The sequence below is a fragment of the Pseudomonas sp. T1.Ur genome, assembly GCF_023516725.1.
Classification (GTDB): Bacteria; Pseudomonadota; Gammaproteobacteria; order Pseudomonadales; family Pseudomonadaceae; genus Aquipseudomonas; species Aquipseudomonas alvandae.
The window spans coordinates 26,389-46,885 of the sequence record NZ_JAMGSN010000001.1 but is presented as its reverse complement, the minus strand read 5'-3'; the positions used below and the strand labels follow the sequence as shown (position 1 = coordinate 46,885).

17 protein-coding genes are annotated in these 20,497 nt (G+C 63.5%); 9 read left to right on the top strand and 8 right to left on the bottom strand.

The features are described 5' to 3' along the window. Positions 1 to 761: 761 nt before the first annotated feature. From ribBA to nrdR, 4 genes are read right to left on the bottom strand one after another with little or no spacing between them, the layout of a single operon-like run. Positions 762 to 1,853: a bifunctional 3,4-dihydroxy-2-butanone-4-phosphate synthase/GTP cyclohydrolase II gene (gene ribBA / locus M8Q45_RS00250; protein ID WP_249873151.1), complete on the bottom strand. Its 1,092-nt coding sequence runs from the start codon at positions 1,851 to 1,853 to the stop codon at positions 762 to 764. Between the two features lie 16 nt (positions 1,854 to 1,869). Then, positions 1,870 to 2,547, bottom strand: a complete 678-nt coding sequence (locus tag M8Q45_RS00245) for a riboflavin synthase (RefSeq protein ID WP_249873150.1) — start codon at positions 2,545 to 2,547, stop codon at positions 1,870 to 1,872. A 46-nt stretch (positions 2,548 to 2,593) separates the two neighbouring features. Further along, on the bottom strand, positions 2,594 to 3,727 hold the full coding sequence (gene ribD / locus M8Q45_RS00240) for a bifunctional diaminohydroxyphosphoribosylaminopyrimidine deaminase/5-amino-6-(5-phosphoribosylamino)uracil reductase RibD (protein ID WP_249873149.1): 1,134 nt from the start codon (positions 3,725 to 3,727) through the stop codon (positions 2,594 to 2,596). After that, complete coding sequence (gene nrdR, locus M8Q45_RS00235) at positions 3,724 to 4,188, bottom strand: transcriptional regulator NrdR (protein ID WP_013694316.1); 465 nt, start codon at positions 4,186 to 4,188, stop codon at positions 3,724 to 3,726. Before nrdR ends, ribD begins: the two co-directional genes overlap by 4 nt. Positions 4,189 to 4,315: 127 nt before the next feature. On the opposite strand from nrdR, the gene M8Q45_RS00230 reads away from it, so the two are divergent. From M8Q45_RS00230 to trxA, 3 genes are all read left to right on the top strand, one after another. Beyond that, positions 4,316 to 4,780 carry a YbaY family lipoprotein gene (locus tag M8Q45_RS00230; protein ID WP_249873148.1) on the top strand — a complete coding sequence of 155 codons (465 nt, stop codon included), beginning with the start codon at positions 4,316 to 4,318 and terminating at the stop codon, positions 4,778 to 4,780. After that, positions 4,777 to 5,430, top strand: a complete 654-nt coding sequence (locus M8Q45_RS00225; RefSeq protein WP_249873147.1) for a class I SAM-dependent methyltransferase — start codon at positions 4,777 to 4,779, stop codon at positions 5,428 to 5,430. Before M8Q45_RS00230 ends, M8Q45_RS00225 begins: the two co-directional genes overlap by 4 nt. A gap of 183 nt (positions 5,431 to 5,613) precedes the next feature. Beyond that, positions 5,614 to 6,486, top strand: coding sequence for a thioredoxin (gene trxA / locus M8Q45_RS00220; RefSeq protein ID WP_249873146.1), 873 nt, complete (start codon positions 5,614 to 5,616; stop codon positions 6,484 to 6,486). A gap of 175 nt (positions 6,487 to 6,661) precedes the next feature. Here the strand turns inward: trxA and M8Q45_RS00215 are convergent, their stop codons facing one another. After that, entirely contained in the window at positions 6,662 to 7,012 is a 351-nt protein-coding gene (locus M8Q45_RS00215) for a hypothetical protein (RefSeq protein ID WP_249873145.1), read from the bottom strand. 120 nt (positions 7,013 to 7,132) lie between these two features. Between M8Q45_RS00215 and M8Q45_RS00210 the strand changes: the two genes are divergently transcribed. From M8Q45_RS00210 to M8Q45_RS00190, 5 genes are all read left to right on the top strand, one after another. Beyond that, entirely contained in the window at positions 7,133 to 7,723 is a 591-nt protein-coding gene (locus M8Q45_RS00210; protein ID WP_249873144.1) for a DUF2796 domain-containing protein, read from the top strand. Positions 7,724 to 7,873: 150 nt separating this feature from the next. Further along, positions 7,874 to 8,584 carry an ABC transporter ATP-binding protein gene (locus M8Q45_RS00205; protein WP_249873143.1) on the top strand — a complete coding sequence of 237 codons (711 nt, stop codon included), beginning with the start codon at positions 7,874 to 7,876 and terminating at the stop codon, positions 8,582 to 8,584. A 1-nt stretch (position 8,585) separates the two neighbouring features. Further along, a complete protein-coding gene (locus M8Q45_RS00200) occupies positions 8,586 to 9,851 on the top strand; it encodes an ABC transporter permease (RefSeq protein WP_249873142.1) in 1,266 nt (421 codons plus the stop codon). Between the two features lie 11 nt (positions 9,852 to 9,862). Further along, entirely contained in the window at positions 9,863 to 10,381 is a 519-nt protein-coding gene (locus M8Q45_RS00195; protein ID WP_249873141.1) for a DUF3299 domain-containing protein, read from the top strand. Between the two features lie 269 nt (positions 10,382 to 10,650). Beyond that, the gene (locus M8Q45_RS00190; RefSeq protein WP_181288426.1) at positions 10,651 to 11,349 is read left to right on the top strand and encodes an OmpW/AlkL family protein; all 699 of its coding nucleotides are present in this window, start codon (positions 10,651 to 10,653) and stop codon (positions 11,347 to 11,349) included. A 222-nt stretch (positions 11,350 to 11,571) separates the two neighbouring features. Here the strand turns inward: M8Q45_RS00190 and pgnE are convergent, their stop codons facing one another. Further along, positions 11,572 to 12,501: a UDP-N-acetylglucosamine epimerase PgnE gene (gene pgnE, locus M8Q45_RS00185; protein WP_030140472.1), complete on the bottom strand. Its 930-nt coding sequence runs from the start codon at positions 12,499 to 12,501 to the stop codon at positions 11,572 to 11,574. After that, complete coding sequence (locus tag M8Q45_RS00180) at positions 12,494 to 13,378, bottom strand: sugar nucleotide-binding protein (protein ID WP_249873140.1); 885 nt, start codon at positions 13,376 to 13,378, stop codon at positions 12,494 to 12,496. The genes pgnE and M8Q45_RS00180 overlap by 8 nt, the downstream gene beginning before the upstream one ends. A 295-nt stretch (positions 13,379 to 13,673) precedes the next feature. Between M8Q45_RS00180 and M8Q45_RS00175 the strand changes: the two genes are divergently transcribed. Continuing rightward, the gene (locus M8Q45_RS00175; RefSeq protein ID WP_249873139.1) at positions 13,674 to 17,987 is read left to right on the top strand and encodes an Lhr family helicase; all 4,314 of its coding nucleotides are present in this window, start codon (positions 13,674 to 13,676) and stop codon (positions 17,985 to 17,987) included. A gap of 126 nt (positions 17,988 to 18,113) precedes the next feature. Here M8Q45_RS00175 and M8Q45_RS00170 read toward each other — a convergent pair whose 3' ends face one another. Next, positions 18,114 to 20,201 carry a mechanosensitive ion channel family protein gene (locus tag M8Q45_RS00170; protein ID WP_249873138.1) on the bottom strand — a complete coding sequence of 696 codons (2,088 nt, stop codon included), beginning with the start codon at positions 20,199 to 20,201 and terminating at the stop codon, positions 18,114 to 18,116. Between the last annotated feature and the right edge of the window lie 296 nt (positions 20,202 to 20,497).

The window sequence follows — 20,497 nt, the reverse complement described above, 5'->3', positions numbered from 1 at the left end:
TGCCAAGTGCAACGAGGCTGCGATCTTTCCCCAAACACTTGAGTCCCAAGCGAAAGATCAAAATCAAAAGCTCGCAGCCTTCGGCAGCTCCTACACCCGCCGAACCACGTCGCAGGAGCTGCCGAGTGCAACGAGGCTGCGATCTTTCCCCAAACACTTGAGTCCCAAGCGAAAGATCAAAATCAAAAGCTCGCAGCCTTCGGCAGCTCCTACACCCGTCGAACCACGTCGTAGGAGCTGTCGAGTGCAACGAGGCTGCGATCTTTCCCCAAACACTTGAGTCCCAAGCGAAAGATCAAAATCAAAAGATCGCAGCCTTCGGCAGCTCCTACACCCGTCGAACCACGTCGTAGGAGCTGTCGAGTGCAACGAGGCTGCGATCTTTCCCCAAACACTTGAGTCCCAAGCGAAAGATCAAAATCAAAAGCTCGCAGCCTTCGGCAGCTCCTACACCCGTCGAACCACGTCGCAGGAGCTGCCGAGTGCAACGAGGCTGCGATCTTGCCCCAGACAATTGAGTCGAGAGCGAAAGATCAAAATCAAAAGATCGCAGCCTACGGCAGCTCCTACACCCGTCGAACCTCGTCGTAGGAGCTGCCGAGTGCAACGAGGCTGCGATCTTTCCCCAAACACTTGAGTCCCAAGCGAAAGATCAAAATCAAAAGATCGCAGCCTACGGCAGCTCCTACACCCGTCGGGAGCAACACCCCTTACCACATAAATCAGCAAGCCTTAACGATAATGCCGCAATCCCCGGGCCATTATTCGGAGGGCACGTATTCTACAACTTCCAGGTCGAAACCGGATATCGCATTAAATTTCATCGGTGCGCTCATCAGGCGCATTTTGCGTACGCCCAGGTCGCGAAGGATCTGCGAACCGGCACCGACGATGCTGTAGGTGGTCGGTTTCTTCACCGGTTGTTGTTCGGTGGTTTCGCGGATATGCGCCAACAGCACATCGCCATCGAGCGGATGTCCGAGCAGCAGCACCACGCCGCTGCCCGCCTCGGCCACGGCGGCCATGGCGGCGCGCAGGCTCCAGCGGCCTGGTTGCTTGACCATCAGCAAGTCGCGCAGCGGGTCCATGTTGTGCACGCGGACCAGGGTCGGTTCTTCAGCACAGACAGTGCCCAGGGTCAGCGCCATGTGCACGTCGCCTTCCACCGAATCGCGGTAGGTCACCAGGTTGAACTGGCCCAGTTCGCTGTCCAACGGCTGCTCGGCAATCCGCTGAACGGTACGTTCGTGGATCATCCGATAGTGGATCAGGTCGGCGATGGTGCCGATCTTGATGTTGTGCTCGACGGCAAAGGCTTCCAGTTCCCCGCGACGGGACATGGTGCCGTCGTCGTTCATCACTTCGCAGATGACGCCGGCAGGCTCGAAACCGGCCATGCGCGCCAGGTCGCACGCCGCTTCGGTGTGGCCGGCGCGGGCCAGGGTGCCGCCGGCCTGGGCCATCAGCGGAAAGATGTGGCCCGGGCTGACGATGTCTTCAGCCTTGGCATCGGCAGCCGCCGCGGCTTGCACGGTGCGCGCGCGGTCAGCGGCGGAGATACCGGTGGTCACGCCCTCGGCGGCCTCGATCGACACGGTGAACTTGGTGCCGAAGCCCGAGCCATTGCGCGGCGCCATCAGCGGCAGCTTCAACAGCTCGCAACGCTCACGGGTCATCGGCATGCAGATCAGGCCGCGGGCGTGCTTGGCCATGAAGTTGATGTGCTCGGCCTTGCAGCATTCGGCGGCCATGATCAGGTCGCCTTCGTTCTCGCGGTCTTCGTCATCCATGAGGATGACCATCTTGCCTTGGCGGATGTCTTCAACCAGTTCTTCGATGCTATTGAGCGCCACGCGGCACCCCCTTGGGTCAGGATTTGAGGTAGCCGTTGGCGGCCAGAAAACTTTCAGTGATGTTGCCGGCTCGCCGTTGTGAAGAGTCTGACTCTGCGGCCTTGTCTCCCATAAGCAGGCGCTCCAGGTAACGGGCCAGCAAGTCGACTTCCAGGTTGACCCGGCGACCTGGCCGGTACGAAGCCATGATGGTTTCGCTCAACGTATGGGGAATGATCGTCAGCATGAACTCGGCGCCATCCACCGCGTTGACCGTCAGGCTGGTGCCGTCGACAGTGATCGAGCCTTTATGGGCGATGTACTTGGCGAGTTCTTTCGGGGCGCGGATACGAAACTCCACGGCACGGGCGTTATCGGTACGCGAGACGACTTCACCGACGCCGTCCACGTGGCCGCTGACCAAGTGACCGCCCAGGCGGGTGGTCGGCGTAAGGGCTTTTTCCAGGTTGACCGGGCTGCCACTCTTGAGGTCGTTCATCGCGGTGCAGTCGAGGGTTTCGCGGCTGACGTCGGCGAGAAAACCATTGCCCGGCAGCTCGACGGCCGTCAGGCAGACACCGTTCACGGCGATGCTGTCGCCCAACTTGACGTCGCTCAGGTCGAGCTTGCCGGTTTCGACATGGACCCGCACATCGCCGCCCTTGGGGGTGAGTGCACGGATGCTGCCGATGGATTCGATGATGCCGGTAAACATGGAGTCCTCCTCGAGAACGGGCCGCCGCTTGAGCGAAAGCCGGGAATTATACGCTTGCCAGCGGAACGGGGATGGCAATGACTCGCCAGTCATCGCCCACGGCGCGAATGTCGATGATTTTCAGCTGCGGCGCGTCTTTCATCTGCGCCAGCGGCCAGTCAAGCAGCGGCCGCGCTGTGGAACCGAGGAACTTGCCGGCGACGAAAATCTGGAATTCGTCCACCAGGCCTTGCCGGGCAAATGCTCCCGCCAGTCGCGGGCCGGCCTCCACCAGCACTTCATTCACGCCTCGGGCCGCCAATTCAACCAACAGCCGTCGCAGATCGACCTGACCGTCTTCACCCGCCACGATCATGCATTCGGGACCGTTGGCGTACTGTTCTTCCACCGCCAAGCAAGTAGCGACCAGCGCCGGGCCAGCCTTGAAAAACGCCGCATTCAGCGGCACCCGCAGGCGTCCATCCACCAGCACCCGCAACGGCGGGCGGCTCATGGCCAACGCGGTCTGCTCGGCGTCCAGCCCCAGCTCATCAGCGCGCACGGTCAGCCGGGCATTGTCCGCCAGCACCGTGTCGGCACCGGTCAGTACGACACTGGCCTGGGCCCGCAGGCGTTGGACCGCCGAGCGTGCGGCGGGGCCGGTGATCCACTGGCTCTCGCCGCTTTCCATGGCCGTGCGACCGTCGAGGCTCATGGCGAGCTTGACCCGCACGAACGGCAGGCCGTGCTCCATGCGCTTGAGGAAACCTTCGTTGAGCTTGCGCGCTTCGCCTTCGAGCACGCCGCTTTCGGTGGCGATACCGGCCTGGGCCAACCGCTGCAGGCCACGGCCGGCGACTTCGGGGTTGGGGTCCTGCATCGCCGCCACCACCCGCGCCACGCCGGCATTGACCAACGCATCGGCACATGGCGGCGTACGGCCGTGATGACTGCACGGTTCGAGGGTCACGTAGGCCGTGGCGCCCCGGGCGTTGTCACCGGCGGCGCGCAGGGCATGGACTTCGGCATGGGGCTCGCCGGCGCGGATGTGCCAGCCTTCGCCGACCACCTGCCCGTCCCGCACGATCACGCAACCCACCCGAGGATTGGGGTGGGTGGTGTAGTGACCACGTCGCGCCAGTTCCAGGGCGCGGGCCATGTAATGGGCGTCGAGGACGGCTTGCTGCGCCGGGCGGGTCATTCTTTCACCGGTTCGCGGGCCAGGCGGTCGATTTCCTCGCGGAACTCGTTGAGATCCTGGAAACGCCGATAGACCGAGGCGAAGCGGATGTAGGCCACTTCATCGAGCTTCTGCAACTCGGCCATCACCAGCTCGCCGACGACGAGGGACTTGACCTCGCGCTCGCCGGTCGCGCGCAGCTTGTGCTTGATGTGCACCAGCGCCGCTTCCAGGCGCTCGACGCTCACCGGGCGTTTTTCCAGGGCGCGCTGCATGCCGGCGCGCAGTTTTTCTTCGTCGAACGGCTGGCGGCTGCCGTCGGTCTTGATCAGGCGCGGCAACACCAGTTCAGCCGTCTCGAACGTCGTGAAACGCTCGCCGCAGGCCAGGCATTCGCGGCGGCGGCGGACTTGTTCGCCTTCGGCGACCAGTCGCGAGTCGATGACTTTGGTGTCGTTGGCACCGCAGAAGGGACAGTGCATGGTGGCAGGCAACAAAAAAAGGGAGGGCCATGGTAGCGCATCCCACTGGCAAGACAAGCCATAGGGTTTACGGTATACAGACGGGCTTACCGCCAGATCCATGGAAATCACCTTGCTGGAGCCACCCATGCCGCTACGATCCATTGTTTTGCTCAGCTTCTTCAGCCTGCTGATGGCGTGCAGCAGCGACGCCCCCAAACCCGCCGCGCCGGCTCCAACGCCCGCGCCAAAACAAGCCCAGGAGAAGGCCCGCCAGGCTGCGGAGCTGGGACCGCTGCCCGCGTATCAGCGCGAATTAAGCGGCACCTTGCAAGGCGTGCCGGCCGGGGCCGAAGTGGAACTGGCCCTGCTGGTGATCGATGACAAGGACCGCCCGCAGCAACTGCTCGCCAGTTCCAGCCTGATCGGCACCAATCAGGCCCTGCCGTTCCACCTGCGCTTCAACCCCGAGGCGTTCCCCGTCGGCGCCCGCGTGGAATTGCGCGGCCGGGCCAGCCAGTCCGGCCAGTTGATCCTGCACCTGCCGGAGCAACGCATCAGCCAACCGACCACCCAGGCGCTGGGCATCCTGCAGTTCGTCAAAGCGCCATGAAGGCACCGCAGGACCTGCAACAAGCACTGGGCGAATTGCTTGGCGATGCGCGCCTGGTGGCTTGTCCGCTACCGGGCACAGACTTGAAGTTGTGGCTGATTGACGGCGACAACATGGACCGCGCCTTCAGCCCGGAGGAAACCCGGCGCATCCTCCACGAACCGCCCTACTGGAGCTTCTGCTGGGCCAGCGGCCTGGCAATGGCGCGCTACCTGGCCGAACGGCCACAGTGGGTCGAAGGCAAGCGAGTGCTGGATTTCGGCGCCGGCTCCGGCGTGGCGGGCATCGCGGCGATCAAGGCCGGGGCGCGGGAAGTGGTGGCCTGCGACCTGGATCCGCTGGCGATTGCCGCGTGCCAGGCGAATGCCGAACTCAACGGCGTTGAGCTGGGTTATTCGACGGACTTTTTCGCCGAGGCTGATCGCTTCGATCTGATCCTGGTCGCCGACGTGCTCTACGACCGGGCCAACCTGCCGCTGCTCGATGAATTCCTCAGCCGTGGGCGCGAGGCGTTGGTGGCGGATTCGCGGGTGCGGGATTTCCAGCATCCGCTGTACCGGCGCATCGAAATGCTCGAGGCCATGACCTTGCCGGACCTGGCCGAGCCGGAAGAGTTTCGGCATGTGAGCCTGTACCACGCGCGGCGTTGACCCTAGAAGCATCGCGAGCAAGCTCGCTCCCACAGGGATCTCAAGTGTTCATGCGATCCTTGTGGGAGCGAGCTTGCTCGCGATGGGGCCCTGCCAATCAATACAGCTCCACTGCCACCCCGCTTTCAGCCACCCCCACCAAGCCGTATAGTTGCCCCATTCAAGCGTTCTACGAGATTTCCCATGACCCAGGACACGCCTTACATCTTCGACGCCACCACGGCCGATTTCGACCAGTCGGTGATCGCCAATTCCTTCCACAAACCGGTGCTGGTGGATTTCTGGGCCGAGTGGTGCGCGCCGTGCAAGGCGCTGATGCCAATGTTGCAAGGCATCGCCGAGAGCTATCGGGGCGAACTGCTGCTGGCCAAGGTCAACTGTGACATCGAGCAGGACATCGTCGCCCGCTTCGGCATTCGCAGCTTGCCGACCGTGGTGTTGTTCAAGGACGGCCAGCCGGTCGACGGCTTTGCCGGTGCCCAGCCGGAATCGGCGGTGCGGGCGATGCTCGAACCCCATGTGCAGATGCCGCCGCCAGCCGCCGCCGACCCGTTCGAACAGGCCCAGGCGCTGTTTGATGAAGGCCGCTTCGCCGACGCCGAAGCCGTGCTCACGGTGCTGCTGGGTGAAGACAACACCAACGCCAAGGCGCTGATCCTCTACGCTCGCTGCCTGACCGAGCGCGGCGAGCTGGGCGAGGCACAAACGGTGCTCGACGCGGTAAAAAGCGACGAGCACAAGGCCGCACTGGCCGGTGCGAAGGCGCAGATCCAATTCCTCGGCCTGGCCAAGGATCTACCGGACGCCGCCGACCTCAAGGCGCGCCTGGCGCAAAATCCGCAGGACGATGAGGCGGTGTATCAACTGGCGATCCAGCAACTGGCGCGCCAACAGTACGAAGCGGCCCTCGATGCCCTGCTCAAGCTGTTCATCCGCAACCGCAGCTACAGCGAAGGCCTGCCCCACAAGACCTTGCTGCAAGTGTTCGAACTGCTGGGCAACGACCATCCGCTGGTGACAACCTACCGTCGCAAGCTGTTCGCCGCGCTGTATTGATTGCACCGTAGGAGCTGCGTAGGAGCTGCCGAGCAAAGCGAGGCTGCGATCTTTTGATCTTTTGATCTTTTGATCTTTTGATCTTTTGATCTTTTGATCTTTTGATCTTTCGATCTTTCGCTTGAGATTCAAGTGTCTGGGGTAAAGATCGCAGCCTCGCTTCGCTCGGCAGCTCCTACGCAGTTTCGTGCCAGCTGTAGAGCGGTGTGTCGCCGCCGCTGATGACTTTTACGTCCGGGCTATGACGCAGGCGCACCAGCAGGCGCTTGCCTGACGAGGCGCTGCCGGTCAAGCCTTCGAGCTGCTCCAGCAGGTCCGGGCCGCTCAGTTGGCCGGCCTTGCGCAGCAGTTCCCTGGCGATCTGCCATTGGGCGTCATCTTGATTCGCCGGTTTGGCCGCAGGCGCCATTGCACTCTCGGACTTGGCGACTTGCAACTGCGCGCCGAGGTGCGCCCAGTCGCCCTCATCCATTTCGATCGTCAAGTCCACCGGCCACTCGCCGACGGTTCCGCGTATCCGCAACATCACCGTGCTCCTGAAGATTTCATGTACGCATGCTCCCATGGGCCTTGCGCGACGCCAAGCAGACGGTCAAACTCTGCGCACTTTCGTTATAAGATTACATAACCTTTTCGGAGACTCGTCATGCGTCGTCTGCTTCTCGCTTTGCCGTTCGCCCTGCTGCCATTGGCCGTCGCTCACGCAGCGGTGGAGCATAACCACGATCATGACCACGAACACGGCAGCCTCGGCGCCCATGAACACGGCGTCGCTCGACTGAACGCCGCCCTGGACGGCCAGGCCCTGGAATTGGAACTCGAAAGTCCGGCGATGAACCTGGTGGGTTTTGAACACGCCGCCACCAGCGATGCCGACAAAGCCAAGGTCGCCGCCGTGCGCGCGCAATTGGAAAAACCACTGGCGTTGTTCACCCTGCCAGCCGCCGCCAAATGCACCGTGGCCCAGCAGGAACTGGAAAGCCCGTTGTTCGGTGATGAACCGGACCATGAAGACCATGACGACGATGCCGATGGCGACGAACACCATGGCGAACACAGCGAGATCCACGCCCATTACCAATTCACTTGCGCCACCCCGGGCGCCTTGAAGAACCTGGACCTGGCGACGTTGTTCAAAACCTTCCCGGCCACCCAGAAAATTCAGGTACAACTGATCAGCCCGAGCGGCCAGCAAGGCGTGGAAGTGACGGCCAAGGCGCCAGCCCTGAAATTCTAAGTACTCCAGAAACCCATTGTGGGAGCGAGCTTGCTCCGGGCGGCGATCCGACGATGAGGCCAGCACATTCAACATGGATGTGGTCTGACACACCGCTATCGCGAGCAAGCTCGCTCCCACAGGGATTCACCTAGATCTGACCGGTTTCATATGACCCAAGCACTCATCGAACTGTCCAACCTGGGCTTCAGCTGGCCCGGGCATCCGCCCTTGCTGGATATCCCGGCGTTTCGCCTGGAAGTCGGCGAAACCGTGTTCCTCAAGGGGCCGAGCGGCAGCGGCAAGACCACCTTGCTGGGGCTGCTGGGCGGGGTGCAGACACCGGATCGCGGCAGCATCCGCCTGCTCGGCCAGGAACTCAGCGAATTGGGCGCCGGCCGCCGCGACCGCTTCCGTGTGGACCACACCGGCTACATCTTCCAGCAGTTCAACCTGCTGCCGTTTCTCTCGGTGCGCGAAAACGTCGAACTGCCCTGCCACTTTTCCAAACTGCGCGCGCAACGGGCCATCCAGCGTCACGGCAGCATCGACCAGGCCGCCGCCACCTTGCTGGCCCACCTGGGGCTGACCGATCCAAGCCTGTTGGAGCGGCGCGCCGATTCATTGTCCATCGGCCAGCAACAACGGGTCGCCGCCGCCCGCGCCTTGATCGGCCAACCGGAACTGGTGATCGCCGACGAACCGACTTCAGCCCTGGACTACGACGCTAGGGAAAATTTCCTGCGCCTGTTGTTTGCGGAATGCCGCGAAGCAGGTTCGAGCCTGTTGTTCGTCAGTCATGACCAGAGCCTGGCGCCGCTGTTCGACCGTAACCTCTCGCTGGCCGATCTCAATCGCGCCGCCACGCCACTCGAGGTCTGAGATGTATTTGTTCCGTCTTGCCATGGCCAGCCTGGCGAACCGCCGCTTCACCGCGATCCTCACCGCGTTTGCCATTGCCCTGTCGGTGTGCCTGCTGCTGGCGGTGGAACGCGTGCGCACCGAAGCGCGGGCCAGTTTCGCCAGCACCATCAGCGGCACCGACCTGATCGTCGGCGCCCGCTCCGGTTCCGTAAACCTGCTGTTGTATTCGGTGTTTCGCATCGGCAACGCCACCAACAACATCCGCTGGGACAGCTTCGAGCAGTTCGCCAAGAACCCGAAGGTGAAATGGGCGATCCCCATGTCCCTCGGCGACTCCCATCGCGGTTATCGCGTGATGGGCACCACCGAAGCCTACTTCGAGCATTACCAGTACGGCCGCCAGCAACATCTGGCGTTGGCCGATGGCCGGGCGTTCGCCACCGATCCATTCGAAGTCGTGCTTGGCGCCGAAGTGGCCGAGGCGCTGAATTACAAACTGGGTGACAAACTGGTGCTGGCCCACGGCGTGGCGGCGATCAGCCTGGTCAAGCATGACGACAAGCCCTTCACCGTGGTCGGGATTCTCAAGCGTACCGGCACGCCGGTGGACCGCACGCTGCACATCAGCCTTGGTGGTATGGAGGCGATCCACATCGATTGGAAAAACGGCGTGCCGGCCCAGGGCAATGGCCGCATCAGCGCCGACCAGGCCCGCAACATGGACCTCACGCCGCAAGCGATTACCGCGTTCATGCTTGGCCTCAACAGCAAGATTTCTACCTTCGCCCTGCAGCGCGAGATCAACGAGTTCCGCGGTGAGCCGCTGCTGGCGATCCTGCCGGGCGTGGCGTTGCAGGAATTGTGGAGCCTGATGGGCACGGCGGAAAAAGCCTTGTTCGTGATTTCGCTGTTCGTGGTGCTGACCGGGTTGATCGGCATGCTCACGGCGATTCTCACCAGCCTCAACGAGCGCCGTCGGGAAATGGCGATCCTGCGTTCGGTGGGCGCGCGACCGTGGCACATCGCGAGCCTGCTGGTGCTGGAAGCCTTCGCCCTGGCGCTGGCCGGCGTCACTGCGGGGCTGGCGTTGCTGTACATCGGCATCGCCGCCGCCCAGGGTTACGTGCAGTCGGCCTACGGTTTGTACTTGCCGCTGGGCTGGCCGAGCGAATATGAATGGACGCTGCTGGCTGGCATCCTGGTCGCCGCCCTGTTGATGGGCAGCGTGCCGGCCTGGCGCGCCTATCGCCAATCGTTGGCCGATGGCCTGTCGATCCGTTTATGAGGAAGCCGAAGATGCCCCGCGCCGTGCTTGCGCTGTTGATGCTGGTCGCCCTGCCCCTTTGGGCCGCCGAGCCGAGGGACCTGGCCTGGTCGGAAATGATTCCGCCGGACGCGCCGCCGGAAGTGCCGAACATGACGCCGTTGCACGACCTGTCGAAGATGAGCGATGCCCTGGCTGCCGAATCCGCGCCAGCGGCCAAACAGGACCTGCCCAACGCACCGGTGGTCAAGGCCCTCGATGGGCAGCAGATTCGCTTGCCGGGCTACATCGTGCCGCTGGAAGTCAGCGAAGAAGGCCGCACCACGGACTTTCTGTTGGTGCCGTACTTCGGCGCCTGTATCCATGTACCGCCTCCGCCGTCGAACCAGATCGTCCATGTGAAAAGCGAAGTCGGGGTCAAGCTCGACGAGCTGTATCAGCCGTACTGGGTCGAAGGGCCGATGCAGGTCAAGCCGTCCACCAGTGAACTGGCCGATGCCGGGTATCAGATGGAGGCCGAGAAGATTTATGTGTATGAGCTGCCGGAGTGAATCCGGTGGTGATGGGTTGTTGATGAGATAGCTATCGTCGGATCGCCGCCCGGAGCAAGCTCGCTCCCACAGGTGATCGTGTTTCTTCAGAGGGCATGCGGTCAAACTGTGGGAGCTTGCTCGCGATGGGGCCCTCAAGGTTTGCTCATCATCACTTCATTGAGCTGAGTCAATTAAACACCCCCTGACTCATTGAGCTGAGTCAAAAGACCGGACCAGACGGCTTCGTACCATGGGACATCAATTTTCGATGCCTTCTGGAGCCCTCAATGAACAAGTCCTTGCTCAGCGCTTCCCTTATCGCGCTCGCCCTCGCCGCCCCACTCGCCCAGGCCCACACTGCCGGCGACATCATCGTTCGCGCCGGTGCGATCACCGTCAACCCGGACGGCGACAGTTCCAGCGTCAAGGTCGACCGTGGCCCACTGGCCGGCGCCGACCTGGGCGGCAAGGCGACCATGAGCAGCGACACGCAACTGGGCTTGAACTTCGCCTACATGCTCACCAACAACTGGGGTATCGAATTGCTGGCGGCCTCGCCGTTCGAGCATGACGTAAAAATCAAAGGCACCGCCCTTGGCGCCGCGAACAACAAGCTCGGCACCCTCAAGCACCTGCCGCCGACCTTGAGCCTGGTCTACTACCCGCTCGACGCCAAATCGGCCTTCCAGCCTTATGTCGGCGCGGGCATCAACTACACCTGGATCTATGACGAGCACGTCGGCAGCGAAGCCAGTGCCAATGGCTTCAGCAACTTCCGCGCGAAAAACAGCTGGGGCATGGCCTGGCAAGTCGGCGCGGACTACATGCTGACCGACAACATCATGATCAACGGCCAGATCCGCTACATCGACATCGACACTACTGCGTACGTGGACAACAACGCCGTGGCCGGTGGCACCCGGGCCAAGGTGGACGTCGATGTGGATCCGTTCGTCTACATGGTGGGGTTGGGCTACAAGTTCTAACCCCCTACACGATAGAGAGATGACTCCTCACCCCGTGGCGAGGGAGCTTGCTCCCGCTGGGACGGTCCGACGCTTCGGGCGAAGCAGACCCAAAGCACGTGCGACCGCTTCGCGCTCGAGCGGGAGCAAGCTCCCTCGCCACAGGTTTCACTTGCCACAAAAGCGATGCATGACTCACAAAAAAGGCGCCCCGAGAGGCGCCTTTTTTTGCGGCAGTGAAACTCAGCGCCCCAACAATCGCGCCAGCCCCACGCTCATCGGTGTCTGTTTCGGAACGCTGAAACGCTCCAACAGGCGACCGTTGTCGGCGCGCGAATGACGGATGTCACCGGAACGCGCCGGGCCGTGGCTGATGGTGGGCAAGTCACCCACCACTACCGCCAGGGCCTGGAGCATCTGCTTGAGCGTCGTCGCCTGGTTCCAGCCGACATTCACCGCGCCCACCTCCACTTCAGGCTTTTCGATGGCCTGGACCAACACGTCTACCAGGTCCTCGACGTAGACGAAATCCCGAGTCTGCTCGCCATCACCGAACACGGTGATCGGCAGGCCTTTCTGCGCGCGCTCGCTGAAAATGCTGATGACGCCTGAATACGGCGAGGATGGATCCTGGCGTGGACCATAAATGTTGAAGAAGCGGAACACCGCTGGCTCCAGATCGTGCTGGCGACGATAGAAGTCGAAATAGTATTCGCTGGCCAGTTTGTCCGCCGCGTAGGGCGTGAGCGGCGCCTTGGGAGTGTCTTCGTCGATGGACTGGCCTTCGCCGTTGTTGCCGTAGACCGCCGCGCTGGAGGCGAACAACACCCGTTTCACGCCGCTCTGGCGCATGGCTTCGCAGACATTCAAAGTGCCGATGAAATTGCTTTGGTGGGTGCGCACGGGGTCGTCCACCGAGGCTTGCACCGAGGCCACCGCCGCCAGGTGCGCCACGGCACGGCAACCGGCCATGGCCTGGGCTACCAGCGCAGCGTCGGCGACGTCGCCTTCGATCAGTTCCACTGCTGGGTTGTCCAGCGGCAGGTTGCTGCGCTTGCCGGTGGACAGGTCATCGAGAATACGCACCGAATGCCCTTTGGCAAGCAAGGCGTCGGTCAGGTGCGAACCAATGAAACCCGCGCCGCCGGTAATGAGAACTGGGCCGTCAGCCATGGCGATAAAACCTATCCAATAAGCTCGGGAGCGCGGCGCGCCAGGCGCGGGGCTTGATCCCGAAGGTGTGCAGAATTTTCTTGCAGGCCAGGACCGCGTGTTGCGGTTCTTCCGCGGCGTCCGGCCTTGCGGCATGGGCCTGGGGCGTGGGCGACTCGATCGCCAGCGGATGCAGGGCGCGGGCTTCGGTGAGAATTGCCTGGCCCAGCGCCAGTGGCGTGGTCGCCTCGTGCCCGGCGTAATGATACGTGCCCCACAGCGGCGCCGCACAATCGAGTTGCTTGAGCACCGAGATGATCACGCGCGCGGCATCGTCAACCGGCGTCGGATTGCCCCGACGGTCGTCGGCCAGCAACAGCTCTTCGGGCTGCTCGGCCCGGGCCAGGAAACGGCCGAGGATGCCGTCGGCGCTGTCATCCAGCAGCCAGCCGAAACGCAGCAATACATGTTGCGGGCAGGTGGCGCGCACGCTTTGCTCGATTCGCCACAAGGCCTGGCCACGCAGGCCCAGCGGCACGGGCTCGTCCTTTTCGCTGTAGGCGGTGGCACGGGATCCGTCGAATACGCGGTAGCTCGACGGTTGCAGCAAGACGATGTTGTGATGCTGGCACAGTTCCGCCAGGCGCTCGACCGCCCGCTCCTGGCTGGCCAGGCGCTGCTCGCTGACAGTCTCGGCCTGGAACCAGTCGAAGTAGTACGCCAGGTTGATCAAGGCGTCCGGCCGGGTGTCGTCGAGCAGTTGCGTCAGGCTCGCGGCATCCCAGCCGTCTTCGGGGGGGCGGGGGGCAAGAAAACCGATGTCTTCTTCTGCACCGAGGCGAATCAGCGCCTGCCCAAGGGCATTTCCGCCGCCCAGTAACATAAGGCGCATTCGCATAAAGTCAGCAGGCCCAGTCTGTTGGCACAAGAATTTGGTCGACAACGCCCGAGGGCGTCGTCGGAATCGTTGCATTTTGCGGGTTTAGTGCGCAACCGTCATCCGTAATGTGCAGATCGCCGGGTTTGTGCAAGTCTTGAGGTCCTCATCGCGAGCAAGCTCGCTCCCGCAGGGGACCTTCAATATGCATGCGATCCCTGTGGGAGCGAGCTTGCTCGCGATGAGGCCGGAACAGCCAACGGAGATTCCGGACGGTACTTGCATCCTCCCCACCCCACCCGCCTAAACTGCCCCCATGAATCTGCCCCTTGCAGCCAACCACGCCATGGCAGGCTTTCACCCCGCCGTTCGCGCCTGGTTCAGCCAGACATTCCCGGCGGTCACGGCCGCCCAGGCCCGGGCGTGGCCGTTGATCGGCCAGCGCCGTTCGGTGCTGGTCGCCGCTCCAACGGGTTCGGGCAAGACATTGACAGCGTTTCTCGCCGTGCTGGATGACCTGGTGCACCGCGGCCTGGAGCAAGGTGGCCTGCCGGACGCGACGCTGGTGGTCTACGTCTCGCCGCTCAAGGCCCTGAGCAACGACATCCAGATCAACCTGCAGAATCCCCTGGCCGGTATCACCGAGCAGTTGCAGCGAATGGGCCTGCCGCCCTTGCCCATCACCACCGCCGTGCGCACCGGTGACACCCCGCAAAAAGAACGCTCGGCGATGCGCAAGACCGCGCCGCACATCCTCGTGACCACCCCCGAATCGCTCTATGTGCTGCTCGGCTCCGATTCCGGCCGGCAGATGCTCGCCAGCACCCGCACGGTAATCGTCGACGAAATCCACGCCATCGCCGCCAGCAAGCGCGGCAGCCACCTGGCCTTGAGCCTGGAACGGCTGCAAGCCCTGTGCACCGAACCGCTGATGCGCATCGGCCTGTCCGCCACGCAAAAGCCCATCGAAGCGGTCTCGCGCTTTCTGGTCGGCGCAGGGCGCGCCTGCGATATTGTCGACATCGGCCACGCCCGCCCCCGCGACCTGGACATCGAGGTGCCGCCGGTGCCGCTGTCGGCAGTGATGGCGAATGACGTCTGGGAATTGGTCTACAACCGCCTCGCCGAGCTGGCCCGGGCGCACCGAACCACGCTGGTGTTCGTCAATACCCGACGCCTGGCCGAACGCCTGAGTCGCCACCTGAGTGAACGCCTGGGCAAGGACGCCGTGGCGGCCCACCACGGCAGCCTGGCCAAGGAGTTCCGCCTCGACGCCGAACAACGCCTCAAGCGTGGCGAACTGCAAGTGCTGATCGCCACGGCGTCGCTGGAGCTGGGCATCGACATCGGTGACGTCGACCTGGTCTGCCAGATCGCCTCGCCCCGTTCGATCTCGGCGTTCTTGCAAAGAGTGGGTCGCTCCGGCCACCAGGTCGGCGGCACGCCCAAGGGGCGCCTGTTCGCCACCACCCGCGACGACTTGATCGAATGCGCCGCCCTGCTCGACTGCGTGCGCCGTGGCGAATTGGACATCCTGCACATCCCCAAGGCGCCGCTGGATGTCCTGGCCCAGCAGATCGTCGCCGAAGTCAGTTGCCAGGAGTGGCATGAACAGGCGTTGCTGGAGATGTTCCGCCGCGCCTCGCCCTACGCGCAGTTGGACGAAAAACACTACCAGGCCCTGCTGCAAATGCTCGCCGAAGGTCTCAACGGCCGACAAGGCGTGCGCAGCGCCTACCTGCACCGCGATGCCGTCACCCGGACCTTGCGCGGGCGGCGGGGCAGCAAGCTCACGGCGGTGACCAGCGGCGGCACCATCCCGGACAACGCCGACTACAGCGTTTTGCTCGAACCGCAAGGCTTGAACATCGGCAGCGTCAACGAAGACTTCGCCGTCGAGAGCATCGCCGGGGACGTGTTCCAGCTAGGCAATACGTCCTATCGCATCATCCGCGTCGAGACCGGCCGCGTGCGGGTCGAGGACGCCCAAGGTCAACCGCCAACCATTCCGTTCTGGCTCGGCGAAGCCCCGGGGCGCAGCGCCGAGCTGTCCCTGGCCGTGGCCCGCCTGCAAGCCCAGCTGGATCAACTGCTCGGCGCCACGCCGGGCAATCTGCAACCGGCACTCGACTGGCTGACGGGCTCCTTGCACCTGAACCTTGCCAGCGCCGAGCAGATCCTTGATTACCTGGCGCCGGCGCGCCTGGCCTTTGGCGCCCTGCCGTCCCAGGACACCTTGGTGATGGAACGGTTTTTCGACGAGTCCGGCGGCACGCAACTGATCATCCACACGCCCTTCGGCAGCCGCATCAACCGCGCCTGGGGCCTGGCCCTGCGCAAGCGTTTCTGCCGCACCTTCAATTTCGAATTGCAGGCCGCCGCCAGCGAGGACGCCATCGTGCTCTCGTTGTCCACCAGCCACAGCTTCGAACTGGACGAGGTCTGGCGCTACCTCAACAGCCAGAGCGCCGAGCAAATCCTGATTCAAGCGGTATTGGATGCGCCGCTGTTTGGCGTGCGCTGGCGCTGGAATGCCGGCGTGGCCCTGGCGTTGCCGCGCTACACCGGTGGACGCAAAGTCGCGCCGCAGATCCAGCGCATGAAAAGTGAAGACTTGATCGCCAGCGTGTTCCCGGACCAGATCGCCTGCCTGGAAAACCTCGCCGGCGAGCGGGAGATTCCTGATCATCCGCTGGTGGAGCAAACCCTGGACGATTGCCTGCACGAGGCGATGGACAGCGAAGGCTGGCTGGCGCTGTTGCGGCGCATGGAAGCGGGCGAGATCCGCCTGGTCAGCCGCGACCTGCCGGCGCCCTCGCCCCTGGCGGCAGAAATCCTCAGTGCCCGGCCCTACACCTTTCTCGACGACGCGCCGCTGGAGGAGCGCCGTACCCAAGCGGTGATCAACCGGCGCTGGAGCGATCCGCAATCCACCGACGACCTCGGCGCCCTGGACGCCGAGGCCATCCAGGCCGTGCGGGAAGAGGCCTGGCCGACGCCGACCCATGTCGATGAAATCCACGAAGCGTTGATGAGCCTCGCCTGCATCGCCGACAGCGAAGCCAGTGCCGAACCGTCATGGCTGGACGGGCTGCAGACCCTGGCCGAGCGCGGTCGCGCCAGCCACATTCGGCTCAGTGACGAGCGCGGCCTGTGGGTGCCGCTGGAGCGGCTGACGTGCCTGCAAGCGATTTATCCACAGGCCAAATGGCAGCCTCCACTGACACCGCTGCCGGGTTTTGACGAGCCGTGGGACAGCGACGGGGCCGTGGTGGAAGTGCTGCGTGCGCGGCTCAGTGCCTTTGGCCCGCAGCCGTTGACCGCGATCGCCTACCCGCTCGGGCTGTCGCCGGCACAAGCGACCCAGGCCCTGGCCCAGCTCGAACAACAAGGGTATGTGCTGCGCGGTCGCTTCACGCCGGGCACCGGCCAGGAGGAATGGTGCGAGCGACACCTGCTGGCACGGATCCACCGCTACACCGTCAAGCGCCTGCGCCGGGAAATCGAGCCGGTGATGTTGCAGGACTTCATGCGATTCCTGTTCGACTGGCAGCATCTGTCGGCGTCCAGCCAAGGCCGCGGCAGCGCCGTGTTGCCGGCGATCATCAGCCAGTTCGAAGGCTACCCGGCCGCCGCATCGGCCTGGGACAGCGACCTGCTGCCAGCGCGGATCAAGGATTATTCGCCGAGTTGGCTCGATGAACTGTGCCGCGGTGGCAAGTTCGTCTGGACGCGCCTGAGCGCCCGCCAGAAATTGTCCGCCAGCGCGCTGCGCAGCACGCCGATCGTGTTGCTGCCGCGTGCCAAAGTCGCGCTGTGGAGCAGCCTCGCCGAGCAGGCTCCGATCAGCGAACTGTCGCTCAAGACGCAAAAAGTCCATCAGGCCCTCAGTGAACACGGCGCGTTGTTTTTCGATGAATTGCTGCACGAGGCCCATTTGCTGCGCAGTGAACTGGAAATCGCCTTGCAGGAACTGGTCGGCGCCGGGCTGGTGAACGCCGACAGCTTCGCCGGGCTGCGGGCCTTGATCACCCCTGCCAGCAAGCGCCAGGCCCGCAGCAGCCGGCGCGGACGCGGGGCGTTTGTCGGCGGCATGGACGATGCCGGGCGCTGGGCCTTATTACGCCGCAGTTCGCCCGCGCCAGAACCCGGCAACCGGCCCGCGCCCACGCCGCCCGAGACCCTGGAACACATCGCCATGACCCTGCTGCGCCGTTATGGCGTGGTGTTCTGGCGCTTGCTGGAGCGCGAAGCCGATTGGCTGCCGAGCTGGCGTGAGTTGCTGCGCACGTTTCATCGGTTGGAGGCGCGGGGCGAGATTCGTGGCGGGCGCTTTGTCAGCGGGCTGGCCGGCGAACAGTTCGCCTTGCCCGAAGCCATCCCGCTGCTGCGCGAAGCACGGCGTCGCCCCACCGACGGTAGCCTGGTGGCGGTGTGCGGGGTTGATCCGTTGAACCTCGCCGGTACCTTGCTGCCGGGGACGAAAGTACCGGCCCTGGCGAGTAATCGGCTGGTTTATCGGGATGGGCTGCCGGTGGCGGCGTTGGTTGCGGGCAAGCAGCAGCTTTGGGTGGAGTTGGATGCTCAAGGGATGGCTGAGGTCAGGAACAAGCTCATTCAGAAAGTTTGAGGGTGTCTGGGCGGGCCTCATCGCGAGCAAGCTCGCTCCCACAGGGGTTTTCCATTCACCACTACCCTACTGTGGGAGCGAGCTTGCTCGCGATGAGGCCATAAGCCCTACCGCAAACCTGAGCCATCATTGAGCTTGGTCAGGCCGCTCATCCCCAACCTCTGGTCCCGCGGCCAACCGCTTCGGCATCACCACCTGCTGTGGATAAGTCTGCGCGAAGTGCACCGACGGCTCGTTATCCACAAGCTTCTTCAATCGCTGGTTGAACGCCCGGCTCACCGCGTATTGCCCGCCCGACACGGTGCGGAACTGGGCGGTAAGGACCACGCCGTTGAGGTCCATCTTGTCCACGCCGAACACATCCAGCGGCCCTTGCAGGTTGAACTTGAGGAACGAGTCCTCGGAAATCGAATCGCCGGCTTCGCGGATCAATTCAATGGCACGGTCCACGTCGGTGTCGTAGGTGAACTGCACCGAGAAAAACGCAAAGGCGAATTGCCGGGATTGGTTGGTCACGGCCTTGATCTGCCCGAACGGCACCGAATGCACGAAGCCCTTGCCGTCGCGCAGGCGCAGGGTGCGGATGGTCAGGCCTTCGACAGTGCCGGCGTGGCCGGAGCTGAGCACCACCCAGTCGCCGATGGACAGCGTGTCTTCAATGATGATGAACAGCCCGGTGATCACGTCCTGCACCAGTTGCTGCGAACCGAAACCGATCGCCAGCCCGACCACGCCGGCACCGGCGAGCAATGGCGCGACGTTGATGCCGAGGTTGGCCATGGTGGTGATTGCGCAGATCACCACCAGGATGATTTTGGCCGCGTTGCGCAACAGCGGCAGGATGGTCTTCACCCGGGTGCTGGGTGCCCGGGCGCCGCGCTTGTTGAGCGGAGGTTTCAACGCCTCCTGGATCGCCGTGTCGAGCACCACCCACGTCAGCCAGGTCACCAGGAAGATCAGGCCGATGCGGCTCAAGGAATCGCTGATCGCCCGTCCCACGGCGTTGCGCGAGGCGAACTCGAACAAAGAGATTCCCCAGATCCGTCCGAGCACCTCGATGAATACCACGGCCATGACGATCCGCAACAAGGCGTGCAGCAAGCTCAATAGCCGCCCCTTGTAGGCGCTGTTGCGCTGGATGGCCTCGGCCTTGGGCGATTTGAAGATGTGCTGGAACACGGTGCTGAGAAACACCGTCGCGATCAGCAGGAGGGTGGTGAACAAGGCGCAACGCAGGGCCTTCTGGTTGTCTTCGCCGACACCGATCAGGCTCACCGCCGAGACCAGTACCATCAGCAGGATCGGCCAATACCAGAGCCCGGAAAAAATCCGCAGGGACTCCTGCAACGCCGGTTGCTTGAGGCGCTGGGCCAGCGGCCGGTTGCGGATCAGGTGGGCCACGGGCCGGCGCATGTGGATCACCAGCCAACCGAAGATCAGCGAAGCCGACAGACCGGTGAACACCGCGACGCTGCTGGTGATATTGCCGCCCAGTTGGCGGGCGATCTGCGGGCTGGTCAGGGCATCGCTGAGGGCCGCCAGGAAACCGATCAGGAACAACGGCCGCGGGCTGAAATGCCGGATGATCGCCACGGCACGGCGTTTGTGGCCGGCGTTGAACATCACGATCACGCAGAGCAGCACCGATGTGGAAACGATGCCGCTGCTGGTGGCGTAGGCGAAACACAACGCGAGGGCGCGACCGACCGAGACTTGCAGGAAATGGCTGACGTAAAGGGTCAAGGGCAGGCAGGCCACGGCCGGCAAGGTGTACGGCAGCAGATAACCGAGCAGGTCCCGCACCCGCTGGCGAGTGCTTAGCCAGCGGCGCCGACCGAGACGTCGCACCAACAAGCGCGCACCGGTCCAGAGCAGCGCGAACGTCCCCAGCCAGACGCCCGACAGCAACAGGAAATCGCCCGCTATCCGCCAGGACGAACGGGACGTCTGGTCCACCAGTCGATCCACCTCGTCAGCCGCCCGATCCGCCCGCAGGCGCCAGGCATCCACCAGGCTCTGGTCGAGGTCGAGCTTGTCCTGGACGTCGTCGATGCTGGAACTGATGGCCCCCAACAAGCCGCCTTGCACCAGCGGTTCGGGCTCGGCCGGGGCTTCGGCGGGTTTGGAGGTACCGGGGACCGCAGCGGTCCCGTAGGCGCCGGTGCCGGTCATGGCCAGCAGCAACACTAGCAATACAGTGCTCAATCGAGACAAAACGCGGGGCTCCTTCGCACGGGATCGGTAAGGAACTGATCAACAATGGGCCGGCAAGTTCGGTTTTGGCGGCATGTGAAGATCGAGAGTGGATCTCTGTAGGAGCTGCCGAAGGCTGCGATCTTTTGATCTTGAGCTTGGTCTTGAGTTTTCGCTTGCGATTCAACTGTCTGGGACAAGATCGCAGCCTCGTTGCACTCGGCAGCTCCTACAAGCGCGGTCCGGCATGAACATACCTTCGCCCCCAATAGTCTTTCTCACCGCCGGGCACTCCATCGAAACTTTCCCGCCCGCCC